Annotated in this window: 21 protein-coding genes and 1 pseudogene; 13 read left to right on the top strand and 9 right to left on the bottom strand. The window is 33.8% G+C overall.

Going from position 1 to position 24,115, the window contains the following annotated elements:
- Positions 1-59: 59 nt before the first annotated feature.
- Entirely contained in the window at positions 60-809 is a 750-nt protein-coding gene (locus tag B0E44_RS17240) for a uroporphyrinogen-III synthase (RefSeq protein ID WP_077378154.1), read from the bottom strand.
- 13 nt (positions 810-822) lie between these two features.
- Entirely contained in the window at positions 823-1,494 is a 672-nt protein-coding gene (locus B0E44_RS17245) for a DUF4271 domain-containing protein (protein ID WP_077378408.1), read from the bottom strand.
- A gap of 101 nt (positions 1,495-1,595) precedes the next feature.
- On the opposite strand from B0E44_RS17245, the gene B0E44_RS17250 reads away from it, so the two are divergent.
- From B0E44_RS17250 to B0E44_RS17260, 3 genes are read left to right on the top strand one after another with little or no spacing between them, the layout of a single operon-like run.
- Entirely contained in the window at positions 1,596-2,321 is a 726-nt protein-coding gene (locus B0E44_RS17250) for a polyprenol monophosphomannose synthase (RefSeq protein ID WP_077378157.1), read from the top strand.
- A 13-nt stretch (positions 2,322-2,334) separates the two neighbouring features.
- Positions 2,335-3,675, top strand: coding sequence for a dihydroorotase (locus B0E44_RS17255; RefSeq protein WP_077378160.1), 1,341 nt, complete (start codon positions 2,335-2,337; stop codon positions 3,673-3,675).
- A 10-nt stretch (positions 3,676-3,685) separates the two neighbouring features.
- A complete protein-coding gene (locus B0E44_RS17260) occupies positions 3,686-4,180 on the top strand; it encodes a DUF4296 domain-containing protein (protein WP_077378163.1) in 495 nt (164 codons plus the stop codon).
- Positions 4,181-4,186: 6 nt separating this feature from the next.
- On the opposite strand, the gene B0E44_RS17265 is transcribed toward B0E44_RS17260, so the two are convergent.
- Positions 4,187-5,176 (bottom strand): NAD-dependent epimerase/dehydratase family protein, encoded by a 990-nt coding sequence (locus B0E44_RS17265; RefSeq protein WP_077378166.1) that lies wholly within the window; start codon positions 5,174-5,176, stop codon positions 4,187-4,189.
- Between the two features lie 153 nt (positions 5,177-5,329).
- Between B0E44_RS17265 and tyrS the strand changes: the two genes are divergently transcribed.
- The gene (gene tyrS, locus B0E44_RS17270) at positions 5,330-6,628 is read left to right on the top strand and encodes a tyrosine--tRNA ligase (protein ID WP_077378169.1); all 1,299 of its coding nucleotides are present in this window, start codon (positions 5,330-5,332) and stop codon (positions 6,626-6,628) included.
- 77 nt (positions 6,629-6,705) lie between these two features.
- Here the strand turns inward: tyrS and B0E44_RS17275 are convergent.
- From B0E44_RS17275 to B0E44_RS17290, 4 genes and pseudogenes are all read right to left on the bottom strand, one after another.
- Positions 6,706-7,701 (bottom strand): annotated as a pseudogene (locus tag B0E44_RS17275) (acyl transferase); the annotation flags it as partial.
- A gap of 115 nt (positions 7,702-7,816) precedes the next feature.
- A complete protein-coding gene (locus B0E44_RS17280; protein ID WP_077378175.1) occupies positions 7,817-8,155 on the bottom strand; it encodes a T9SS type A sorting domain-containing protein in 339 nt (112 codons plus the stop codon).
- 107 nt (positions 8,156-8,262) lie between these two features.
- Positions 8,263-9,447, bottom strand: a complete 1,185-nt coding sequence (locus B0E44_RS17285) for a hypothetical protein (protein ID WP_077378178.1) — start codon at positions 9,445-9,447, stop codon at positions 8,263-8,265.
- 185 nt (positions 9,448-9,632) lie between these two features.
- A complete protein-coding gene (locus B0E44_RS17290; RefSeq protein WP_077378181.1) occupies positions 9,633-12,413 on the bottom strand; it encodes a TonB-dependent receptor in 2,781 nt (926 codons plus the stop codon).
- A gap of 239 nt (positions 12,414-12,652) precedes the next feature.
- On the opposite strand from B0E44_RS17290, the gene B0E44_RS17295 reads away from it, so the two are divergent.
- From B0E44_RS17295 to B0E44_RS17335, 9 genes are all read left to right on the top strand, one after another.
- Complete coding sequence (locus B0E44_RS17295) at positions 12,653-13,336, top strand: response regulator transcription factor (RefSeq protein WP_077378184.1); 684 nt, start codon at positions 12,653-12,655, stop codon at positions 13,334-13,336.
- Between the two features lie 192 nt (positions 13,337-13,528).
- Positions 13,529-14,614 (top strand): cell wall metabolism sensor histidine kinase WalK, encoded by a 1,086-nt coding sequence (locus B0E44_RS17300; RefSeq protein ID WP_077378187.1) that lies wholly within the window; start codon positions 13,529-13,531, stop codon positions 14,612-14,614.
- A gap of 203 nt (positions 14,615-14,817) precedes the next feature.
- Positions 14,818-16,113 (top strand): porin, encoded by a 1,296-nt coding sequence (locus B0E44_RS17305; RefSeq protein WP_077378190.1) that lies wholly within the window; start codon positions 14,818-14,820, stop codon positions 16,111-16,113.
- Between the two features lie 180 nt (positions 16,114-16,293).
- Positions 16,294-17,127: a PstS family phosphate ABC transporter substrate-binding protein gene (locus tag B0E44_RS17310; protein ID WP_077378193.1), complete on the top strand. Its 834-nt coding sequence runs from the start codon at positions 16,294-16,296 to the stop codon at positions 17,125-17,127.
- A 75-nt stretch (positions 17,128-17,202) separates the two neighbouring features.
- The gene (gene pstC / locus B0E44_RS17315; protein ID WP_077378196.1) at positions 17,203-18,402 is read left to right on the top strand and encodes a phosphate ABC transporter permease subunit PstC; all 1,200 of its coding nucleotides are present in this window, start codon (positions 17,203-17,205) and stop codon (positions 18,400-18,402) included.
- 2 nt (positions 18,403-18,404) lie between these two features.
- Positions 18,405-19,349: a phosphate ABC transporter permease PstA gene (gene pstA, locus B0E44_RS17320; protein WP_077378199.1), complete on the top strand. Its 945-nt coding sequence runs from the start codon at positions 18,405-18,407 to the stop codon at positions 19,347-19,349.
- A gap of 112 nt (positions 19,350-19,461) precedes the next feature.
- Positions 19,462-20,220, top strand: coding sequence for a phosphate ABC transporter ATP-binding protein PstB (gene pstB, locus B0E44_RS17325; RefSeq protein ID WP_077378202.1), 759 nt, complete (start codon positions 19,462-19,464; stop codon positions 20,218-20,220).
- A 99-nt stretch (positions 20,221-20,319) separates the two neighbouring features.
- The gene (phoU, locus tag B0E44_RS17330) at positions 20,320-21,000 is read left to right on the top strand and encodes a phosphate signaling complex protein PhoU (protein ID WP_077378205.1); all 681 of its coding nucleotides are present in this window, start codon (positions 20,320-20,322) and stop codon (positions 20,998-21,000) included.
- A gap of 136 nt (positions 21,001-21,136) precedes the next feature.
- Positions 21,137-22,147 (top strand): DUF481 domain-containing protein, encoded by a 1,011-nt coding sequence (locus B0E44_RS17335; protein ID WP_077378208.1) that lies wholly within the window; start codon positions 21,137-21,139, stop codon positions 22,145-22,147.
- Positions 22,148-22,178: 31 nt separating this feature from the next.
- Here the strand turns inward: B0E44_RS17335 and B0E44_RS17340 are convergent, their stop codons facing one another.
- Both B0E44_RS17340 and B0E44_RS17345 read right to left on the bottom strand, forming a co-directional pair.
- Positions 22,179-23,240 (bottom strand): glycosyltransferase family protein, encoded by a 1,062-nt coding sequence (locus tag B0E44_RS17340; protein WP_077378211.1) that lies wholly within the window; start codon positions 23,238-23,240, stop codon positions 22,179-22,181.
- 198 nt (positions 23,241-23,438) lie between these two features.
- Positions 23,439-24,083 (bottom strand): hypothetical protein, encoded by a 645-nt coding sequence (locus B0E44_RS17345; protein WP_077378214.1) that lies wholly within the window; start codon positions 24,081-24,083, stop codon positions 23,439-23,441.
- Positions 24,084-24,115 lie beyond the last annotated feature (32 nt).

Genomic DNA, 24,115 nt, shown 5'->3' on the forward strand with positions numbered 1-24,115 from the left:
AATCCAAATTCCAATAATACAATTGGAATTTGGATTTTTTATTTGGATTTTATAAAAGGTTATTTCCCTTTATTAGCCTCAGCTATGTATTTTTCTAATGCCATAGTCATTGATGGTGTTCCGGGTGTTGGAGCCATAATATCTATGCGCAATCCGTGATCCAAAGCTTCTTTCTGAGTGGTGCTGCCAAAAACAGCTATTCGAGTATTGTTTTGTTCAAAATCTGGAAAGTTTTTATATAATGATTTAATTCCGGTAGGGCTAAAGAAAGCCAAAACGTCATAATAAACATCGGCCAAATCGGATAAGTCGCTCATAACTGTTTTGTAAAAAGTGGCTGGAGTCCAGTCTACTTTCAAAGCATTTAAAGTTACGGGAATGTCTGCGTTTAATTGGTCAGATGCCGGTAATAGGAATTTTTCGTCTTTGTATTTTTTTATTAGAGGCGACAAATCAGCAAAATCTTTTGGGCCTACATAGATTTTACGTTTTCGGTACACTACATATTTTTGTAGGTAAAACGCGATTGCTTCCGATTGACAAAAGTATTTTAATCCTTCAGGAACTTTATAACGCATTTCATCAGCCACTCTAAAAAAATGATCTACACCATTTTTGCTCGTTAATATAATAGCAGTATAGTTATTAAGATCGATTTTCTGAAGTCTAATCTCTTTTGCGCTTACTCCTTCTACATGAATAAAAGGTCTGAAATCAATTTTTACTTTATGCTTTTGTTGCAGCTCAAAGTATGGAGAATTTTCCACTTTAGGTTCTGGTTGTGATACCAAAATTGTTTTCACTTTCATATTTAAATAATTTCTAAACGCTACCTTTTGTAAACCAATAGTACATAAAATAATAGGGTGCCATTTCAAGAGTGCAAAGATATAAAATAAAATAAAACAACTTGCTGAAAATTTCGTTTCTGTAGTTTTTTATAGAGTATACATAGATTAAAACGTTCAGAACTACTATGCTATATAGAACTAGCAGCGGGATATTTTTTAAGATAGATTCATAATAGAATAAAATGATGTCAATTGGTAGTAATATTAAACCGACATAAGTGCGATACGTAACCTTTTGTAAATTAAATTGTTCCACAAGTTCTTCTATCTTGAATGTAGTTGCAATGATTTTTTCAATCAAAAATTTAGATAAAATGAAGTAAATGATAAAAGTGAATATTTGAATAAACAAAACCCAATCTGTTTTTGAACCATAACCAAAACGATCCAATAAAATTTGTATAAAAAATGAAAATGAAATAATCTGGACAAAGAATAAGGAGATTGAGAACATCCCCATCAAATGGCTGCTGTCTCTGTATATTCGAATGTATTTGTCCGAAAATATTAACTTGGTGAAATCTTCAAAACGGTTTTCATATATGGATTTTGTTAAAGCAATGATGCCAAAAGCCATAATAAAAACGAGAGTTACCCAGTCGTTAGTGTCGGTTATTCTAGGATGAAGTACATGTTCAGTCATAATTAGAGCAAAATTAGTGATTTTTATAACATTATTTATTATAATTTTATAATAATCAAATGGCATAAAAAGGTTACTTTTGCACGGAAATTACGCGAAACATGAACAATTGCATTGTTATAATTCCTACCTATAACGAAATTGAAAACATCGAAAGCATTATAAGGGCAGTGCTCTCTCAACACAAACCTTTCCATGTCTTAATTATAGATGATAACTCTCCTGATCATACTGCTGATAAAGTAGTTATGCTTCAGTCTGAGTTTGACGGTAGGTTGTTTTTGGAGAAAAGAGCCAAGAAATCGGGACTTGGTACTGCCTATGTTCATGGTTTTAAATGGGCATTGGAAAAAAAATATGATTTTATTTTCGAAATGGACGCCGATTTCTCACACAATCCTCATGATTTGGAAAAACTATATGATGCCTGTCATTTTGGTGATGCTGATTTGTCTATAGGGTCTCGTTATGTTACGGGAGTAAATGTTGTTAATTGGCCTTTGAGTCGTGTTTTAATGTCGTATTTTGCATCAGTCTATGTTCGTATGATTACGGGGATGAAAATACACGATGCTACTGCCGGATTTGTTTGCTACAAAAGAGAAGTGTTGGAAGCTATTAATTTGGACAGAATTAAATTTGTTGGGTATGCCTTCCAAATTGAAATGAAATATAGAACGTTTTGTAAAAAGTTTGCCATTTCGGAAGTGCCTATTATTTTTACAGACAGAACCAAAGGGCAGTCCAAAATGAGTAATTCTATAATTGTTGAAGCCGTATTTGGCGTTATAATGTTGCGTTTAAAAAAGTTATTTAACAGTTTGTAAATGAAAAGATACTATGAATAGATATTTAATTAAAAATGCGAAAATAGTAAATGAAGGCGTTATTTTTGAAGGTGACGTTTTAGTGGAAAATGATCTTATCGTTGAGGTTTCTGAAAGCATTAGTCTAAAATCATCAGATTGTATGATTATTGATGCGGAAGGCAATTATCTTTTGCCTGGAGTTATCGATGACCAAGTTCATTTTAGAGAGCCGGGACTTACTCATAAAGGAGATATTGAATCAGAGTCCAGAGCTGCTGTTGCTGGCGGTATCACTTCTTTTATAGAGCAACCAAATACTGTTCCTAATGCTGTTACCCAGGAAATTCTTGAAGAAAAATACAAAATTGCTGCCGAAAAATCGTTTGCCAATTATTCTTTTATGATGGGCGCAACTAATGATAATCTGGAGGAAGTTTTAAAAACAAATCCTAAGAATGTTGCTGGAATCAAAATATTTTTAGGGTCATCCACAGGAAATATGTTGGTGGATAATGAAGCAGTTTTGGAAAAAATATTTTCGTGTACTTCAATGTTAATTGCTGTTCACTGTGAAGATGAAATGACAATTAAGAACAATTTAGAAAAATATAAAGAAGAATTTGGGGAAGATGTGCCGGTAACAGCGCATCATCTTATCCGAAGTGAAGAGGCTTGTTATATTTCTTCTTCAAAAGCTGTTGCTTTGGCAAAAAAAACGGGAGCTAGACTGCATGTTTTTCATCTTTCGACTGCCAAAGAAATGGAATTGTTTACCAATAAAATTCCTTTAGAAGATAAAAAAATTACAGCCGAAGTTTGTGTGCACCATTTGTGGTTTACCAATGATGATTATGCAACTAAGGGTAATTTGATTAAATGGAATCCTGCCGTGAAAACCGCTAACGACAGAAAAGTATTGTGGGAAGCACTTAATGATGGGCGCATAGATGTTATTGCCACAGATCACGCCCCACATACATTGGAAGAGAAAAAACAAAAATACTTGCTAGCTCCTTCCGGTGGGCCATTAGTGCAACATGCTCTTGTGGCTATGTTTGAAGCGCATCATCAAGGGAAAATAAGTGTCGAGAAAATTGTAGAAAAAATGTGCCACAATCCGGCCAAGATTTTCAAAATTGAAAAAAGAGGTTTTATTAAAGAAGGCTATTTTGCCGATTTAGTTATTATTAATGCAGGATTGCCTTGGAGTGTAAAGAAAGAAAATATACTTTCAAAATGCGGATGGTCTCCTTTTGAAGGATATACATTTAAATCTAGAATTACCCATACTTTTGTAAATGGCAAAATGGTTTATTCTGGTTTTAAAGTAAAAGACATTCGTGCTGGACAAAGAATGTTGTTTGATAGATAATATAATTTAGATGAAAAAGTACATTTCTCTTTTTGCTTTAGCGGCCTTATTTTTGAGTTGTAATAAGGATTTGGTTGAAAAACCGGATAATCTTATTGACAAAAAAGTGATGGGAGATATTCTTTATGATTTATCGATTTTGGAAGCTTTAAAGTATCAAGATCCAAATTCTTTATATAAGAACGGAATCAATCCAAAGACATATATCTACAAAAAATATAAAATTGACAGCCTTCAGTTTGCCAAAAGCAACGCCTATTATGCTGCGGATTACAGAGAATATAAAAAAATGTATGATGATCTTAATGATCGTTTGGGTAAGGAGAATACGGCTTTGGAATTAATAGTCAAAAAAGAGGAAAAAAAAGAGGCGGCACTTAAAAAAGCAAAAGCAAAGAAAGTGATGGATTCTATCAAAAAGGCTAATAAAAACAAGAATTTGAAAATCAAAACAAAGAAAGATTCCATTGCGCAAAAGAAGCGAGATTTAAAAACTGAAAAATAAAAGCAGTTACATATTTGTAATTTCCTTTATGTAATTATGAACGTCTATGAATGTAATATTCAAGGCGTTTTTTATTTTTTCATTGGAATATAAATCTGTTGTATATGAAGATCTTGCAGAAGCTTTACTAAGTTGTCTCTTTTGACCAAAAACGTTAGAAGCAACCCAGTCCAGTTTTGATAAGGTATTTATCATAAGCGGAGTCGCATGATATTTGGGTCTTTTGACTTTTAAGGCATCAGCGATGGAATTTAGGAAATCCTGAAAAATAATATTCTGGCTTATTAACGTAAAACGTTCACCATGGATGGGACTGTTCATCAGTTGATGCAGTATGGACACTACGTCCGAAACGGCTATAAAACCAGTTAATCCTTTGGTGTAAAATGGTAGTCCGTTTTTTACTTTTGTGAAAAGTTCCCCACTTCCTTGGTTCCAAAAACCCGGACCAATAATGACACCAGGATTTACAATCACTACTTGAAGGCCTTCTTGAAGACCTCGCCAAATTTCCATTTCGGCACCATATTTTGAAATGGCGTAATCACTATGTGGTTTTTCGGGATTCCATTCAGTTTCTTCGGTAATTATGGATTCGTGTTCAGGAAGGTCACCAAGAGCGGCTATGGAACTCACATGGCAAAGTTTCTTGATATTATTGGCCAAACAAAAATTGACAATATTAGCCGTTCCTTCGATATTGGTTTTACGGACGAGTTCTTCCTCTTTTGGATCAAAAGAAATCATCGCGGCACAATGGTACACTTGATCTATTTCAGGAAAGGCATTTTCTAAAGTAGGAATGTCCAGAATGTCTCCTTGAACCCATTGGATAGAATTATAAAGACCATTTTTTTGATACAATGAAAAAAGGGCTTTTGTTTTTTGGGTGCTTTCTGAATTTCTATAGAGGGCACGAACATTTTCTCCTTTTTCTAATAGGTGAATTAAAAGATGTGCGCCTACTAAACCTGTTCCTCCTGTGACTAATACCATTTTGTAAATATACTATTTTGTGTTAAATCATAAAATTTTTTTATAGCCATTGAATTGCTATTGATATTGGCATTGGTGTTGAAATTGCTATTGTTTTTTGAAATTGCCATTGCCATTGAAATTGTTATCTTTGCTCAAAATTGATTATTAGAAATGAAAAATATTATTTCCGAATTACAATGGCGTGGGTTGGTTCACGATATGATGCCAGGAACTGAAGAACAACTTTTAAAAGAAATGACAACTACCTATATTGGATTTGATCCCACATCAGATTCATTGCATATTGGTAGTTTGGTGCCAATTATTTTATTGGTTCACCTTAAAAATTTTGGACACAAACCTATTGCTTTGGTGGGTGGTGCGACTGGAATGATTGGAGATCCTTCCGGAAAATCGGATGAGAGAAATTTATTGGACGAAGCCACTTTAAATCATAATGTTGAAGGTATAAAAGGTGTTTTGTCTCGTTTTTTAGATTTTAATGATACAGCGGCAAATGCTCCAGTTTTGGTAAATAATTACGATTGGATGAAAGGATTGTCATTCATCAATTTTGCGCGTGATGTCGGTAAACGTATTACGGTAAATTATATGATGGCTAAAGATTCTGTGAAGAAAAGATTATCTGGCGAAGGAGAAGGAATGTCGTTTACGGAGTTTACATACCAATTAATTCAAGGATACGATTTTTATCATTTGCATAAAGAATACAATTGCTTGTTGCAAATGGGAGGTTCTGACCAATGGGGGAATATCACCACAGGAACTGAATTGGTTAGAAGAATGAACGTTGGTGAAGAAGCAAAAGCTTTTGCAATGACGTGTCCGTTAATTACCAAAGCTGATGGTTCTAAATTTGGAAAATCCGAAGGCGGAAACGTTTGGCTGACAGCGGATAAAACCTCGGTTTATAAATTTTACCAATTTTGGCTGAACACCACTGATGTTGATGCCGAGAAATATATCAAGATTTTTACTTTCCTTGGAAAAGAAGAAATAGATGCTTTAATTGAAGAGCATAAAGTAGCTCCGCATTTAAGAGTATTACAAAGAAAATTAGCTGAAGAGTTAACTGTTTTTGTGCATTCAAAAGATGAATTGGAAAAAGCGATTAAAGCTTCGAATATTCTTTTTGGAAATGCAACTGCAGATGATTTGAAACAATTGGATGAAACTACTTTTTTAGAAGTTTTTGATGGAGTTCCTCAAGCTGATATTTCAAAAAGCGATGTAGAAGCCGGATTGGATATTGTTACTGTTTTAAATGAAAAAACAGGGTTCTTTAAATCAAATGGAGAGGCAAGAAGAGCTTTGACTGCCAATTCTATTTCGGTAAACAAAGAAAAAGTGAATGAAACCTTTGTACTTTCTTCAAAAGACTTGATTAACGATCAGTTTGTACTTTTGCAAAGCGGAAAGAAAAATTATTTTGTGATTAGAGTAGTTTAAGGGTTTAATGTTTAACTGTTTAATATGGTTTAAGAGTTTTGCGACCATATACAATAAACGATAAACAACAAACAATTTTACACCACCATCAAATTACAACCACGAATATCTGAATTATCAAAACGTCCCAATACTTCGAAAGTGGTATTGGGATATTTTTTGCCCAAATCTTGCGTGGCAATAAATGAACAGGAGTTTATGTTGGCAAGGTCGATAACGTTAATTCCGCCCGTTTTTCCGTCGTTTATATATGTCAAAGCATCTTCGGTATCCCGAATGTGTATTTGCATCCAAGAGGGGCATTCAAATACGCCATTGCCTAACGAATAAGCTTGGGAAAGCAATTCAGTCATTCCGTATTCAGAATGGATGGCAGAAACTCCAAAACCGTTACAAAGCTGTTCATGTAATTCTTCACGAATCATTTCTTTGCGTTTTCCTTTCATGCCGCCGGTTTCCATGATAATGGTGTGCTGCAGTTCGAAGGTTCTTTTTTCGATTAAATCCAATAAAGCATAGGTAACGCCAATGAGAATTACATTTTGTCCCGCTTGGTCTAATACAACCAATTTTTGGATTAATTCGTCGTGATTGTTGAGGTAAAATCCACTTTCGGGATTATTGGTCATGTTGATTAAATCGTCAACCATATAAATCAAGGAAGAACCTTCTCTTTCAAGATAAGAAGGGAGTAAGGCTAAGACAACATAATCTTCAATGTTTCCGTAAAATTGAGAAAAACCTTTGCGATAGCTTTCTTCATAAATGGAAACATCTGTAACAAGATGTCTGCTAGTGATGGTTCCTGTTGTTCCGCTACTCGTAAAAGTTGCCTGAATAGGGTCGTTGTTGGAGACAACGTTATGGCTTTTGAAAAACTGAATTGGCAAAAAAGGAATTTGATGCAACGATTTTATTTTTTGCGGATTGGTTTTTAGTAAATCGCAAAATTCTTGGTACACCAAATTATTTTCATACTGAAAACGGAATACTTTTAAAGCTATTTTTTCAAATTGCTTCTGACTCGAAATGGTAAATATATCGCTGGCTGTAATCAAGTTCTTTTTTTTGAATGCAAAGGTATTATTATTTTGGAACCTTTTTGTTTTTGATGTTTATGGCTTTGAAAAAAAAAGCAAAAAAAAGTCCCAATGTAAATTGGAACTTTTATGAATATTTTTAGAAGAATTATTGGATTATCAGTTTTCGGCTGCTGGTTGCATTTTCTTCGGTGATTTTTATGATGTAAACACCTGGAGAAAGATTGGAAACGTTTAACTCTTTTGTGGTGATAATGGTTTGCAATACTTTTTTTCCTAATACGTCAAAAATGATGATTTCTTTTTCTAAGTCGTTTTTTGAAGAAATATAGACTTTGCCAGTAGTCACAGGGTTTGGGTACAAATTTAACCCTTCAATAGAAGTGTTCTCTTGTACTTTTGGCAATTGCTTACTATCTTGTGCTGTTGCAGCAGTTGTAAAAAATATTGCCAGTAAAAGTATAATATAAAAGTAGTTTTTTTTCATTGGCTTTGCTTAATGAGTAGTAAAGATAATAAAATATTCAAAATCAGAACATAAAAAAAGACTGTTTTTTTAGGACAGTCTTTTTTTGTGATTTTATTGGGAATTGACTACAAATTAGCTAGCAAATTTACTCCGTCAACAATTGCCCAAGCTCCTGGTGTTAAAGCTGCTCCAGTCGAAGTTGTGCTGGTAGTAAAATTTCCTACTGGGAAACTAACTGTAAATGAAGATGAACCTGCACCAGTTAGTGGTGTGCTGTCTGCAATTTTTACATTTAGTAATTTTATTTTACCTCCATTAACTTGATTTGTATTTGTGTTGGCATCTTGGATTCTAGCTATAGCTGCATTTGCTGCATATCCTGATATTACTATATTAGAGTATTCACCGTTTCCTTCTTTTTTGAATTGGATTGCATCAATTTCAGTTGGATTTCCTGCTTCAGTTACTGTTCCTGCAGCTCTTCTTAAAGTGATGTTAGATACTTTTGGAAAGAAAGCATTGTTAACACTTTTTGATTCGATTTCCATTCCAAAATTTCCAGTTCCAACTTGGTATGCATACCAGTTAGTGTTTGCTTGACCTTGCCATCCATCTTGCCAGTCAAATGAATCATCTGAGTTTCCATAAGAGATTAGATTTTTTGCACTTACAGTTCCTCCGTAAAATTCAAAACCGTCATCAGCTCCTTTGTAAGATACTAGGTTTTCTAAAACTGTTCCAGAACCTACTGAATAAAATGAAAAACCATTCATTTCAGAGTTTCCGTCAAGGATTTTTTTACCAGCATATTCAACACGTACATATTTTAATGAACCACCATTGTGAGCGGCATTTGTACCTCCGTAAACGATGTTTGTTCCATCTTCAGATGTAGCAGAAGTTATTGGTGTTCCTTCGGCAGTTTTACCAGAAACGATTGGTGCATCACCAAACATTATAATTCCTCCCCAAGATCCAGGAGTTTTTGATTTCTCTGTAAATACTACTGGTTCAGCTGCTGTGCCTGCGATATTCAATTTTCCGCCATTCTCTACTAATAATGCATCTGCTCCATTTGAAACATCAGCAGTTATAACTGATCCAGCTTCAAAAGTAAGTGTAGCACCTGATTTTATTCTCACAGTACCACTTATAGAGTAAGTACCTTTGATATATGTTTTTGGAGCTGTAATGTCACCTGTTATTTCTCCAGAACCTGTTGCAGGAGGTGTTACAACATCATCGTCACTTGATGTACAACCAATGAATACCGTCGATAATAAGGCAAGGCTAAATACTAATTTTTTCATTTTTGATAATTTTAAAATTATAAGTTTTTCGTGTTATTTATTTGTTTCAAAAGTACTTTGAGGGTTCTAAATTTTAGTTACGTAATTGTTATTATAGTATTATATAACAATCAACTGCATGTAAATTTTGTGTTATGTATCTAAATAAAAAAAAGAGCTGAATAAGCTCTTTTTTTTATAGTTTGTTAAAATGTATATCCTAGATTGACAGAGAATCCTACCCCTTTTTTATATTCTCGGACTATTAAAGAATTTTCAGTAATATTTATAGTACTGTTGTTTCCTAATTCCTTTCTGTAGCTTGGATTCAAAATGTTTTCTACTGCAAATTTCATCTCAATGTTTTTCGAAAATATACTTGACCATACAAAATCTAATTTGCTAAACGATTTTTCATAAATATGGTCAAGTCCAGAAGAACCTACTGCAAAAATTCGATCTCCATAAACATTGTATACCAAGGTCATAGTGTTTTTCCAATCTTGGTTTACAACGAAGTCATACTTCAAATCGGTATTGATTAGCCAGTTTGATGCTCCTTGAAGTTTTCTATGAGTGCTGTTTTCTAACTCGTTACCTTGTTTTTTAATGTCAATAGTTACATCAGTACTCATTATTGAGGTATTGAAACCAAATGAAAAGTTAGATAGGGATTCGTTAATTCGGCTCAATTGATAAAGCACTTCGATTTCTGCTCCAAAGATTATTGCCTGTTCTGAGTTTTTGAAAGTTGTTATTTGTCCTCCACTGTTTGCAGTAGGTTTAAAAACTCTTTCGATTGGATCATTAATCATTTTTCCAAATACACCCACAGCAAATAATTCTTTACTATTTGGGAACACTTCATATTTAATATCTGCATTGTAATTTTCACTGTTCAGCAAATTTGGATTTCCACTTTCTGAAGTTGCATCTGCATTAATATAGTTTATTGGAAGTAACTCCATTGCAACTGGTCGTGTTATTGTTTTTGCAACCGATGCACGAAGATTGCTGTTTTCGTTTAATAGGTATTTTGCATTTACAGATGGTAAAATGTCAAGTTTGTCATCTGTTTTGGTACGGTAAGGGCTTCCAAAAGGGTCGCCTTGTTCTCTGTATTTTATTTCGCGATTAGAATTTTCTGCTCTTACTCCAGCGTTTAAGTCCCATTTTTCACCTGCTGGAAAGAACATGTTCACATATCCGGCATTTACAAATTGATTTAGTTTTACTTTGTAATCTCCATTTGATTCTTCTTGAACATAGATGATTCCATTATTGGTGTCTTCATTAATGTTTGTACTTATCGTGTTTAAAGGAGCAGTATAATTTTTATCTATATTTCTTTTAGTTGATAAGAATCGGTAAGTAGACTGCATATCATTATAAAAACTATTGTAACCAACAGATAAATTGTTTAATTTTTCTTTGTTTCCAAATTTCCAGTTGTATTCAAGTAATGAAGAGAAATAGAAATTTCCATTTACATCAAGGTATTGGCGGTTCAAGTTGTTTCCTCCATATGACATGTTTATGTCATTTTCATTAACCTTTAGACCTGTAATGAATTTTCTGTCTGGCTGTTGAAAAGAGGTGTTTACATAAGCTCCTCCAGCTTTAATGCTGTGTTTCCCATCTTCGGTAATTTTATAATCCCCAAACAGCTGTGTATTCCAATAAACAGTTTCTTCGAATTGATTCAATCTTATAAGATTATTTGTGTCATTGGCCAAACTGTTCGTGTATCCTAATTGGTCTTGTATTTTACTTTCAGTGCTTTTGATTAAAACTGAGTTTAAAGCAATATTGAAACGGTCTGTTTTGTATTTTATACCTCCCAAACCAGAGAAAGTAGTTCTATAGTTGTATTGGGTGTTGTATAAATTATTGTCATAATTTCCTTGGCCAAGATTGAAAGTTCGGTCAACACCTTCAGTGAAAATGTATTTATTGTCAAAATTGAATGAAAAAACATAACTGATTTCTCTGTTTTTTTCTAAATCAAATTTTTCGGCATATAAAAAACCAAGACTAGAATTTAAAGGGCTGTTTGTATCTTGAACATCCCAGTTTTTTGTGCCGTAGTTTTCTTCGTATTCGGTTGGTGAAAGTTTTGTCCCATTAGGAACTGAACCAAAAACACCTGGAAGGGCTCTATCGTCTCCAATTAATCCAAAGGTTCCTTTTGTTGAGTTGGCATCATCAGAAAGAAGGAAATCATTCAGGTTGTTATTTGTGGTATAGCCAAATCCAATGTTTAATTTTGCTATGCTTTTGGATTGTGTTGTTTGTATGTTTATGGTGGCTCCAGCAAAGTCTCCTGAAATATTTGGATTAAAAGTTTTGTAAACATTCAAAACCCCTACAACATCAGTTGGGAATAAATCCAATGGGATTATTTTCTTGAAAGGACTGTTGGATGGCGATTGTAAATCATTCACCAATAAATTGTTGTATCTGTCTTCAAGTCCGCGTATAAACAAACCTCTTCCGTCTACTTTACTAATACCAGTAACTTTTGTCAAACCTTCTTCTACATCGCTAACGCCTTTTCTTGACATTTCTTGGGCACCGATGCTTTGTTTGATAACCACTGCTTGTTTTTGATCTAATAATAATGCGGTTTCTTTTTCTCGACCTACATTTGATTTGATAACTACGTCTTTCAATGTGTAACTCCCTGTGCCTAGTGAGTTGTTTAGAATAACCGTTTCGTTGGCTACTACTTTTACAGGTGCTTCGACTGATTCATAACCTAAGAAGCTAAATTGAACAGTATATTCGCCAGGGGCGATTGTAATCGTATATTTTCCATCGACATCTGTATTAGTACCAATTTTTGTTCCTTTTATTAATACATTGGCAAATGGTAAGGATTGATTTCCGGAATCTTTGTCCAATAAAACACCAGTTATTGTTCCTTTGCTTTGTGAGAAACCAATAACACAAATAAATAGTGTAAAGAATAGAAATTTTAATTTCATTTTAAGTAGTATTTAATTTTCTGCAAAGAAATGGCAGGAATCTAGTCTTTGTGTTAATAGCAGGTTATCAATCAATGTTATTATTATTATGAAATCGTTAACATATTAAATTAAGGTTAAGACATGATTTTCTGCATTGATACTTACCGTTTATTATTACTTTTACATTGCAATAAAAAGTCATTGTGTTTAATTAAGAGAGAAATACAACGAGAAAGCTTAATTTTTTGCCATTAAATATGAAGAAAAGAAACACCAAAATTCTACTGGTTGATGATGAACCGGATGTTTTAGAAATTGTAGGCTATAACCTAGCACAAGAAGGGTATCAAATTGTTACAGCTGTCAATGGTAAGGATGCTATTGAAAAAGCAAGAAAAGAAATACCAAGCCTTATCATAATGGATGTTATGATGCCAGAAATGGACGGAATGGAAGCTTGTGAACATATTAGAAGAATTCCTGAGTTGAATAATGTTATCATTACATTTTTGACAGCCAGAAACGAAGACTATTCGCAAGTAGCAGGATTTGATGCTGGTGCTGATGATTATATCACCAAACCGATTAAACCAAAATTATTAGTCAGCAAAGTGAAAGCATTGTTGCGTAGATTGAAAGAACAGGATCAAAACAGTGAAACACTTAATGTAGGTGGTATTGAAATCAACCGTGAAGAGTATAAAATTGTAAAGGATAATCTCGAAATTGCTTTACCAAGAAAAGAATTTGAGTTGTTTTATCTTTTGGCTTCAAAGCCGGGTAAGGTATTCAAAAGGGAAGAAATTTTGGATAAGGTTTGGGGAAATGATGTAGTAGTCGGCGGAAGAACAATTGATGTTCACATTCGAAAACTTCGTGAAAAAATAGGAGATGATCTTTTTAAGACAATAAAAGGAGTAGGGTATAAGTTTGAAGTTTAGATTCTAAGATTTAGGGTAACAACTTCAAATAAAATGAATAACTAACTCAAAAATCTAGAATTAATAGACTGGTATTTAGAAAAAGCAAGTATTTTTTTGGCTTTGCAACTTAGAATCTTATTAACTTAGCTTTTTAGTTTAAAAATTCTAAAAGTTTTTTCAAATAACCATAATGCGCATGCTAAATCAATAATGAAAATCAATTTTAAGAAAAGTTACAAGTTTGCAATAAAATCCTCTTTGTACATCAGTTTATTTGTGTCGGGATTTTGCATGATTCTTTCTGTAATACTGTTCAAATCTTCTTTTTCGAACATGCTATTGTTTGGCTTTATTAGCTTGTTTTTTGTTTATGTGTTTTCCTTTTTTGTTTTGCAATACCGAGTGGAGCGATTTATTTACCGAAGGGTAAAGAAAATTTACGATGATGTGGCACTATTAGAATCGAGTACATTTATCAATACTCCCATAACCACCGATATGGAAACTTTAACACGAGAAGTAAAGAAATTTGCCACCGATAAAAAGCTGGAGATCGAAATGCTTCAAATACGTGAAGAATATAGAAGAGAGTTTTTAGGAAATGTCTCCCATGAGCTTAAAACCCCATTATTTACCGTCCAAGGTTATTTGTCAACTCTCATCGATGGCGCTATGGAGGATAAATCCATTAGAAAAAAATACCTAAAACGTGCCGAAAAAGGAGTGGAGCGCTTGATTTATATTGTCGAAGATTTGGATATGATTACCAAATTGGAATCAGGGGATTTAAATCTTGAGTTTACAAAATTTGATATTGTAAAACTGATTCAGAATGTTTTCGATTTGTTGGAAATGAAAGCTGATAAAAAGAATATCACTTTGGCATTCGAGAATGATAAGATTCAGCCCATTTTTGTAAATGGCGACAAAGACAAAATTCAGCAAGTAATTGAAAATTTGATTGTAAATTCCATAAAATACGGAAAAGAAGGCGGTTTGACAGAAGTTTCCATTGTGAACTTGACCAATAAAAAAGTGCTGGTCCGAGTTACTGATAATGGAGAGGGAATAGAGTTACATAACATTCCCAGACTTTTTGAACGATTTTATAGAGTGGACAAAAGCGGTTCCCGTACCGAAGGTGGTTCTGGTTTAGGACTTTCCATAGTGAAGCATATTATTGAAGCACATAAAGAAAAAATTTATGTCGAAAGTGAGTTTGGAATAGGTTCTGAGTTTTCTTTTACGCTTGAAAAGACTTATATCACCGATCAATTTGGTTTGAGGAAAGATTAAATTAATCATTTGTTAATCTAAAGTGTTTAATTGTAATTACTTGATAATTAGTTTTTTAGGTGGCTCTTCAATGGTTTAAAGTCTAAATAATTTTATCAGAAAAAGAGCATTAACATTAAATTAGCATCTAAATAACGTTGTGTTAACCTTAACTTAACATAGCAGTATCACCTTTGCCGCAAATTAACATTCATATAAAAGAAATGAAAAAAGTTATAGTTGCAATAATGATATTGAGTTTTGGTATAGTTAATGCTCAAGAAGTTACAAACGATCAAATTACCAAAGCGGTTGCCCGCTACATGGACTCTATCAATAAAGCAAAGCCTGTTGCTGTGAAAGAAACAGAAAAAAAGGAAAAGTGGTACGACAAATTTTCTATTCGCGGATATGTACAGGTAAGATATAACGGTTTGTTTTCTACCAATGATAAAGTTTCTTGTGATCAATGTGATAAGTCATGGGGTACAACCTCTTCAGACCCTGATGCAAAATCCAATAATGGGTTTTTTATTAGAAGAGCCCGTATAATTTTTTCGGGTCAAATACATCCTAATGTTTATTTTTATATTCAACCGGACTTCGCAAGTTCGCCTAGTTCAGGCGTGAATAATTTTGCGCAGTTACGAGATGCTTATTTTGACTTGTCATTTGACAAGAAAAAAGAATATAGAGTAAGAATTGGTCAAAGTAAAGTGCCTTATGGATTTGAAAATTTGCAGTCTAGTCAAAATAGATTGACTTTGGATCGTAATGATGGTCTGAACAGTGCAGTTGTTAATGAACGTGATTTAGGTGTTTTCTTTTATTGGGCACCAAGTGAAATCAGAGAACGTTTTGCAATGTTAGTAAGTGAAGGTTACAAAGGTTCTGGAGATTATGGTGTATTCGCATTTGGAGCGTATAATGGACAAACGGCCAATAAATCGGAGGCTAATAGAGATCTGCATGTAGTGGCAAGAGTAACTTATCCTTTTGTAATCGGGAATCAAATTATTGAGCCTGGATTGCAAGCTTATACTGGAAAATGGGCTTTTACAAACGAAATTTCGACCGGCGTAACTACACCTTTAGATAAAACCTATGTAGTTGATCAGCGAGCTGCTGCTACTTTTGTTCTTTATCCAAAACCATTTGGAATTCAAACGGAGTATAATATTGGAAAAGGACCGCGTTATGATAAAACTACCAATTCTATACAATCGGATGATTTACAAGGAGGATATGTGACTTTGAATTACAAATGGGATTTACCAAGACACCATTTATTATATCCTTTTGCTAAATTTCAATATTATGACGGAGGAAAGAAATTTGAAAAAGATGCCAGAAGTTATATAGTAAGAGATTATGAATTTGGATTGGAATGGCAGCCGTTAAAAGCCTTTGAGTTAGTAGCAGAATGGGTTATTTCTGACAGGACTTTTGAAGACAGCGCTAAAATGAATAATAGACAGCAAGGAAATTTGTTAAGATTGCAAGCGCAATTTAATTTCTAGTAACAAATAATAAAAAACTTAACAATTCTATAATGTTTAAATCAAAAACCGCCTAAGGCGGTTTTTTTATTGTAAAATTAGTGTAAAAATTAAGTAAAGAATAAAGATTCAATAATGATGACTTAACACAGGGTTAACGTTGTGCCTGTACTTTTGTATAAAATTTAAATAACTTTAAAAATGAATAAAAGTAAATTAAAAATAGCAGCAATATTATTAGTTATAATGACTATTGGATATTCGTTTACAACTTTGAGCAAGGTAACCATTAAAGGTTCAGATACTATGGTGATTCTGTCCCAAAAATGGGCTGAAGTATATATGAAAAAGAATCCGGGAACTTCTATACAAGTAACAGGTGGAGGCTCAGGAGTAGGTTTGGCGGCATTAATAAACGGCTCTACGGATATTGCTAATTCTAGTCGTCCTATTAAATCTTCGGAGGTTGAGAAATTAAAAGCAAAATACGGTTCGAAAGGTGTTGAAATAGCATGTGCCAAAGATGGTTTGTCTGTTTTTATTAATAAAGGGAACACTGTTTCGGAGCTTACTATTAAACAAATAGGTGATATTTTTTCTGGAAAGATAACGAACTGGAAAGAAGTGGGAGGAGCTGATGCTAAGATACAGTTGTACGGAAGAGAAAGTAGTTCTGGTACATTTGAATTTTTTAAAGAGCATGTGGTTAAAACAGATTTTTCTCCAAGATGTCAAACTTTGCCTGGGACTGCAGCTATCGTAAATGCTGTTAAGAAAGATAAATACAGTATTGGTTATGGCGGAGCTGCCTATGCTGAAGGAGTAAAGGATTGTAAAGTAAAAAAAGATGCTAAAAGCAAAGGTATTTTGCCGACAGTTGCAACTATTAAAAATAATTCATATCCAATCACAAGATACTTATACATGTATTTGAAGTCAAAGCCAACTGGACAATCGAAGGCTTTTGTGGATTGGATTTTAAGCCCTGCAGGTCAGAGTCTTATTGCAGAAGTAGGTTATTATCCTTTAAAGTAAATTGAAGTAAAATATTCCTCATTTTGAATTAAAGTGAGGAGTATTTGTGCTTATTCTATTTCCTAAATAAATATAATGAATTCACAATTACCTATCAAACAAAGTTTTACCAAAGAAAGTTTAAAGAAGCAATTCAGGCTCTCTGAGTTTCTGGCCGAAAAAATTATATCGTCGATTGCTTTTTTATCAATCGCGGTTATTTTTCTGATTTTCATTTTTGTTTTCAAAGAATCATTACCGTTATTTACTTTAGGAAGTGATGATAAGAACAATACTGAAATTCATGCTTCGACTGTTGATAAACCGGAATCTTATGGTTCATCTTCAGAAGAACTGAAACCCGAGTCATATGGATCAGAAACTACTGAGGATTTAAAACCAGAATCGTTTGGTTCAGATACAGCTGCACAAGATGATTTGACGCCAGAAAGCTACGGTGATACTCCAAAAGAAGATTTAACTGTTTCATCAGAAGAAACTGTGGATGTCGCTCCTCAAAATCAGGAGGGTGCTGATAAAACATGGAGTACTTTTTTTAGTACAGAATGGGTTCCAGTATCGGACAATCCTAGATTTGGATTAATTGGGCTGTTAATAGGAACCTTAAAAGTCACTATTATCGCCATGCTTATTGCTGGGCCATTGGCAGTATTGGCTGCTTTGTTTACTTCTTGTTTTGCTTCCAAAAGAATCAAAGAAATCATAAAACCTGTTATCGAAATGCTTGCAGCTTTTCCATCGGTGGTTATTGGTTTTTTTGCATTGATGGTATTGGCTAGTTTTTTTCAAGATGTATTTGGGTATGATTCCAGATTAAATGCTTTCATCGGCGGTGTAGCGATGGCTTTGGCTGCTATTCCAATTATTTATACGATTTCAGAAGATGCGCTGGCATCGGTTCCAAAGACTTACACCGAAGCAAGCTTAGCATTGGGAGCCAGTAAATGGCAAACTGCTTTTTTTGTGGTTCTGCCGGCTGCAACACCCGGTATTTTTGCGGCATTATTGCTCGGAGTTGGAAGGGTTTTTGGCGAAACAATGATCGCGTTGATGGCAACCGGAAATGCGGCTTTACTCTCTGCGAATCCTTTTGAAAGCGTGCGTACTTTTGCTGCGACCATTGGTTCCGAAATGGCCGAAACAGTATTTGGTGAGACTCATTACAGTGTCTTGTTTTTTATAGGGTCTTTACTTTTTATCTTCTCATTTGCCTTAAATGCAGTGGCTGAGTTTTACGTTAAAGGCAAATTGTTGAAAAAATTCCAAGGAAAATAATTATGGATAAAGTTATAAATGAATCAGAAGACCACTTTTTTTCCAGTAAAAAAAGTGCTTCGGAAATAAAAGGAAAAATTTTCATTGGGATTACTCAATTAGCTGTAATTCTTATTGTTGCTATTCTTTTTGTTATTTTAGGGATTATTATTTACCAAGGAAGGACAAAATTTTCTTGGGATTTCATATCTTCTTTCCCAACAAACGGTATGACCGAGGGAGGGATTTTTCCGGCCTTGATCGGTACTTTTATTTTAGTGATTGTAATGTCTATTGCTGCGGTTCCTTTTGGGACAATTACCGCGCTTTACTTAACGGAATATGCCAGAGATAATTCTAAATTTGCGGCAGCAGTACGATTTTCGGTTCGTACTTTGGCGGTAGTTCCGTCTATTATATTTGGTCTTTTTGGTCTTGGTTTTTTTATCCAATTTTTGGGGACTGGTGTAGATACTGTTTTTAATGATGGGCAATTACGTTGGGGACAACCCAATATTCTTTGGGCCAGTTTAACGATGTCTTTGTTGACATTACCCGTTATCATTGTTTCTGTGGAAGAATCTCTGAAAACAATCCCGCGCGAATTAAGGGAAGCCAGCTTGGCACTTGGCGCGACCAAATGGCAAACCATATGGAAAGTAGTGCTTCCGGGGTCAGTTTCCGGAATTATGACGGGAACCATTCTTGCCGTAAGTAGAGGAGCTGGAGAAGTTGCTCCAATATTATTCACGGGAGCTGCCTATTATTTGGCTACGCTGCCGGGCTCTTTGAGCGATCAATTTATGAATTTGGGTTACCATGTTTATATCATGTCAACTCAATCTTCGGATGTGGAGAAAACGATGCCGATTCAGTTTGCCACAACTTTGGTGTTGTTGATTTTGACATTGTCACTAAATGTTGTTGCCGTAATTATTAGATCAAGAATCAGAAGAAAAGCGAAATAAGTATTAAGCTTTGAGTACTAAGTATTAAGAAGTTCATGTTTTGGAAGGCAATATTTAAGAAATAAATTAAATATTAATTCTTTTTAACGACTGTGACTTAACCTATAAAAAAATGAAAGACATAAAAATAAAAGTTAATGATTTGTCATTATACTATGGTGAAAAAAAGGCGCTGAACGAAATCACAATGGATATTCCAGCCAACAAAGTGACTGCCTTAATCGGGCCTTCGGGTTGTGGAAAATCTACTTTTTTGAGATGTATCAACAGAATGAATGATTTGATACCGAGTGTTTCCATCACAGGAAAAATGCTGGTGGAAGATGTTGATATCTATGATAAAAATGTTGATGTAGTTAATATTCGAAAAAAGATTGGGATGGTTTTTCAAAAATCGAACCCTTTTCCTAAATCCATATACGAAAATATTGCTTACGGGCCACGTATCAACGGGGTAACAGATAAAACAAAATTGGATGAGATTGTAGAGACTTCTTTGCGTCAAGCTGCAATTTGGGATGAGTTGAAAGATCGTTTGGATGATTCTGCATTAGGACTTTCCGGAGGGCAACAACAACGTTTGTGCATCGGAAGAACTTTGGCGGTAAGCCCAGATATAATTTTGATGGATGAGCCCGCAAGTGCTTTGGATCCAATTTCTACTTCAAAAATTGAAGAATTGATTCACGAATTGAAAGAGCAGTACACCATTATTATTGTAACCCACAACATGCAGCAAGCGGCTCGAACGAGTGATCACACAGCCTTTTTTTACATGGGTAATTTAATAGAAATGGGGAAAACAAATTCTATTTTTACAAAACCAATACAAAAACAAACGGAAGATTATATTACAGGAAGATTTGGTTAATGGTTTTAAGTATAGTAGTTTTGGTATGATAGTTGATCTAAATTATCAAGCTTTTAGACTATTAAATTTATAAACTTCTACAATTTTAAACAAAATACAATGGCAACACATTTCGAAATGGAACTAGATAATTTAAAAAGTATTATAAAAAAAATCGGAAAGTTGGCTGAAGGTCAAGTTAACGAAGCAGTTAAAGTACTTTTGCAGGAACCGGAAGCCGCTGAAGGGAAAACCATAAAAAAAACCGAGAATAAAATTGACAAATTAGATGTCAAAATTGACGAAATCTGTCAAAGTATTTTTGCTTTGCAACAACCCGTTGCATCTGATTTGCGTTATATTATGTCGGCAATGCAAATTAGTAATGAAATTGAGCGAATAGGTGATTTATCTATCAGCATTGTAAAAAAAGCCAAAAATATAAAGGAAAAACACGATTTGATTGTAAAGTTCGATATCGCCGATATCGCCAGACAAGTTGAATTAATTACCGAAAAAACCAACAAATGTTTTGCAATGCAAGATGGTAATGCTACCGGAGAGATATTTGTTCTAAATAGGGATATAAGAAATAACTGCGAAGATGCCATACATGATATTATCAATGAAATGAAGGTGAATTCTAAAGCTGTGGTTTCTGGAACAAATTTGGTGATTGTTATGAAACATTTGGAGCGTATTTCTGAGCATTGCACGAATATTGCAGAGTATGTTTATTTTACGGTGAATGCCAAAATTATCAAACACGATAAATTAGATGATATATTGCCTGAAGAATAATTTTCTAGTTTTAAAGTTTACAAATAGTAATAAAGTCGGAATCTTTTATAAGTTCCGACTTTTTTGATTTTTGTAATGACTGTTTTTATTTAAATTCAATTGTTTAACTTTATACTTTGACTTCTATTTAATCTGTATGAAATGTTTTTTACTTTCTTTGTTTTCACTGTTTTACATTGGACTTTATGGACAAAAGGACACTTTGTATTTTAAAAATAAAGAAATGATGGTTGGGGAGGTGAAAAGTATGTCAAACAATATACTTATTGCTGAAACTAAATACAGTGATCAAGATTTTAAAATTGAATTTGACAAAGTCGTAAAACTAATTTTGGTCAATAAATATTCCATTTATTTAGTAGATGGCAGTAGTTTTTACGGTACCTTAAAATCAAATAAAGACAATGAGGTCACAATTACTTATGGCGATACCATTCAGGATGTGTCGGTTAATAAAATAGTGAGTTTGAATAAGATTGAAAGCGGGTTTTGGAAACATTTTACGGGCTCATTTGATTTTGGGTATAATTTTGCAAAAACCAATAACAGTGAGCAATTAACATTTGCATTGCAATTGAATTATATTAGCGAAAAATGGATTCACACCATTAAGTACGATGAATTGCAAACGGTTCAAGACGATGTTGAAGACATTGAAAGGGTCGATTGGGAGTTGGATACCAAAAAATATTATAGGAATAATTGGTTTTTTAATTCGAATTTTTCCTTTCTGTCAAATACAAGCCAATCCATAAAAGGAAGATTTAGTCCAAGTTTTGGAATGGGAAATTATTTGGTTAGAAATAATAAGCTTTACTTTTTGGCTGGAGCAGGTTTGACCTACAATATCGAAAAGTATTTTGATTCTACAAACGATAAGAATTCCTTCGAATTGGTTTTAAACACTCAGCTTAATATGTTTAATTTCAAAGATATTAATATAAATACATCAGTTTTAATGTTTCCCAGTTTGTCCGAAAAAGGGAGGTTTAGAACCGATATTGACTTTTCATTCAAATACGATTTGCCACTTGATTTTTATATAAAATCGTCCATTAGTGTGAATTATGATAATCAGCCTTTCCAAGATACCGAAAAATTGGATTATGTTTTTTCAACAGGCTTTGGTTGGAAATTGAAACATTGATTTTGGGCAAAACTTTAGTCAATATTATTGTTTAAAACACTTTGAATAACTCTTCCCAATTTACAGCAGTGTCTATTTCAGGAAGACCTTTGAATTTCTCTATTTGTGAAAGATTTTCAATTCTAAAGCGGTCTTGGGTTGAGTAGGGTACCAAACCTTCATTTTGTAATTTTTCGGCTAAATAGATTTGTTCATATTGCCCAGGAGTGGGTATAAAAAAAGCTTTTTTGTGAAGTTTTACTAAATCCATTATGGTTGTATATCCCGAACGGCATAGTATTTTTTTGCTTTCATTGAAAGTGTGTTCCAATTGACGGGTTTTCATGAAATTATAGTAAGTCACATTTCCTATTTGCTCCTTTTTTTGTTCTGCTTCGATGATACCTTTAACGAAAACTACTTTTCCGTCGAATCGTTTGATTTCTTCTGTTAGATGTGCTTCCAATAATCCTCTTTGCGGTTCGGGTCCAGACAAGATAATCATTAAGTCATATTGAATAGGCAATGCCATTTTGTGCATACGGCTCAATGGTCCCAGGTAGCGTAAGTTTAGAGAATTGTTGTCTAAATGTCCGAGTTTTCCAGTCAGATTCAATTGGGCATTTACATCGGGAATCCAGCAGGCATTGTATTTTTTTATAATGTGTTGGTGCAATTTACTGGTAATCCAGGTTGTATTTCCCGTCATTACATTCAGTTGATGGGTGATAAAAACAGATGGAATTTTGTTGCTGATAACTCCCAGTCGGTTGTCGGATATGATGCCGTCTATTCCATATTTCTGAATCCATTTTTTTACAATCCTTTTTTCTTCCCGAATGGCCTCTATCATTTTAGGGAGGTTTTTCAGCAGTTTCCACTTGAAGTTCTTTCCGTTTTTGGCATATTCAATTTGGTATGAAGGCAATTCTAAAGTCTTTAAATAAGGGAATTCTTTCTTAAGTAATTCAAGTGCAATTCCATCTGACGCAATTATTGGTGTAAAATTATTCTCCTGCAATGCTTTGATAATAGGAATACAGCGGGTAGCATGACCCAATCCCCAATTTAATGGAGCTATCAAAATAGTTTTATTTTTGGAATCTAAATTCATGTTGAAGTCTTACAGTTAAGTTGTAAGGCGAAAGATACTAGATGCTTTGTTTTTTAATGTTTGCAATGTATTACTAAAAGATTATTTAATTTGAAAAATTGTGGATTTTTGATACTAAAGTACAATTGAAGATTTATTCTAAACAAAAAAGGCTAACCAATTTTGGAAAGCCTTTGAGGTATTTGAAAAAGAATAAGTCTATTGTTTGATATAGGTTTTGTTTCCGTTTGAATTGATGTAGTATTTGCCTCCTTGTGGGCCAGTATATACTTTTTTACCATTATAGTATTCTCCGGATGCTTTATCCTTTGTTTTTGCTACTGCTTCATTTTTGGCGCTGGTAGTTTTGTCTGTTGCTGTTTTTTTAGCAGCCGCTTTTGGATCTTGGACTACTTTGGTTGCTTTGTCCGTTTTTGCTTTTGCTTCAGCTTTCGTATCTTTTGCGTCTTTTACTTTCGAATTGTTAGATGTTGTGCTGATGTTTTTTTTAGCTTCTGTTTTTACTCCATCTTTAGCGGCAGTTTTCGGATCATTGGCTACTTTGGTTGCTTTATCAGCTTTTGCTTTTGCGTCAGTTTTTGTTTTTTCAGCTGATGCTTTCGTCTCTTTGGCGTCATTTACTTTTGAATTATTAGACGTTGTGTTGACGTTTTTTTTTGCCTCAGTTTTTGCTTCATTTTTTACTTTTTCTTGAGTTTTGCTTGTTTGCCCGTAAAAAGTATTCGAAACAATAAATAAGAAACTCAATAATAATAATTTTTTACTCAAGACTAGTAGTTTGTTTTTTTGGTTCTCGTGACCCGAGCCTAAAAGGCCAACAGGCGAAGCAATCTGTGATTTCATGTTTATTAGTTTTAAGATTAAACCTAAATTTA

This window comes from Flavobacterium sp. A45 (genome assembly GCF_002001005.1).
Taxonomy (GTDB): Bacteria; Bacteroidota; Bacteroidia; order Flavobacteriales; family Flavobacteriaceae; genus Flavobacterium.

Coding starts and splice junctions, on each gene's coding strand:
- B0E44_RS17265 (WP_077378166.1), bottom strand. CDS start 5,176: ATGGTATTAGTCACAGGAGGAACAGGTTTAGTAGGCGCACATCTTTTA.
- B0E44_RS17345 (WP_077378214.1), bottom strand. CDS start 24,083: ATGAAATCACAGATTGCTTCGCCTGTTGGCCTTTTAGGCTCGGGTCAC.
- B0E44_RS17290 (WP_077378181.1), bottom strand. CDS start 12,413: ATGAAATTAAAATTTCTATTCTTTACACTATTTATTTGTGTTATTGGT.
- B0E44_RS17340 (WP_077378211.1), bottom strand. CDS start 23,240: ATGAATTTAGATTCCAAAAATAAAACTATTTTGATAGCTCCATTAAAT.
- B0E44_RS17305 (WP_077378190.1), top strand. CDS start 14,818: ATGAAAAAAGTTATAGTTGCAATAATGATATTGAGTTTTGGTATAGTT.
- B0E44_RS17245 (WP_077378408.1), bottom strand. CDS start 1,494: ATGACTGAACATGTACTTCATCCTAGAATAACCGACACTAACGACTGG.
- tyrS (WP_077378169.1), top strand. CDS start 5,330: ATGAAAAATATTATTTCCGAATTACAATGGCGTGGGTTGGTTCACGAT.
- B0E44_RS17310 (WP_077378193.1), top strand. CDS start 16,294: ATGAATAAAAGTAAATTAAAAATAGCAGCAATATTATTAGTTATAATG.
- pstC (WP_077378196.1), top strand. CDS start 17,203: ATGAATTCACAATTACCTATCAAACAAAGTTTTACCAAAGAAAGTTTA.
- B0E44_RS17285 (WP_077378178.1), bottom strand. CDS start 9,447: ATGAAAAAATTAGTATTTAGCCTTGCCTTATTATCGACGGTATTCATT.
- B0E44_RS17255 (WP_077378160.1), top strand. CDS start 2,335: ATGAATAGATATTTAATTAAAAATGCGAAAATAGTAAATGAAGGCGTT.
- B0E44_RS17250 (WP_077378157.1), top strand. CDS start 1,596: ATGAACAATTGCATTGTTATAATTCCTACCTATAACGAAATTGAAAAC.
- B0E44_RS17240 (WP_077378154.1), bottom strand. CDS start 809: ATGAAAGTGAAAACAATTTTGGTATCACAACCAGAACCTAAAGTGGAA.
- B0E44_RS17280 (WP_077378175.1), bottom strand. CDS start 8,155: ATGAAAAAAAACTACTTTTATATTATACTTTTACTGGCAATATTTTTT.
- phoU (WP_077378205.1), top strand. CDS start 20,320: ATGGCAACACATTTCGAAATGGAACTAGATAATTTAAAAAGTATTATA.
- B0E44_RS17335 (WP_077378208.1), top strand. CDS start 21,137: ATGAAATGTTTTTTACTTTCTTTGTTTTCACTGTTTTACATTGGACTT.
- B0E44_RS17295 (WP_077378184.1), top strand. CDS start 12,653: ATGAAGAAAAGAAACACCAAAATTCTACTGGTTGATGATGAACCGGAT.
- B0E44_RS17300 (WP_077378187.1), top strand. CDS start 13,529: ATGAAAATCAATTTTAAGAAAAGTTACAAGTTTGCAATAAAATCCTCT.
- pstB (WP_077378202.1), top strand. CDS start 19,462: ATGAAAGACATAAAAATAAAAGTTAATGATTTGTCATTATACTATGGT.
- pstA (WP_077378199.1), top strand. CDS start 18,405: ATGGATAAAGTTATAAATGAATCAGAAGACCACTTTTTTTCCAGTAAA.
- B0E44_RS17260 (WP_077378163.1), top strand. CDS start 3,686: ATGAAAAAGTACATTTCTCTTTTTGCTTTAGCGGCCTTATTTTTGAGT.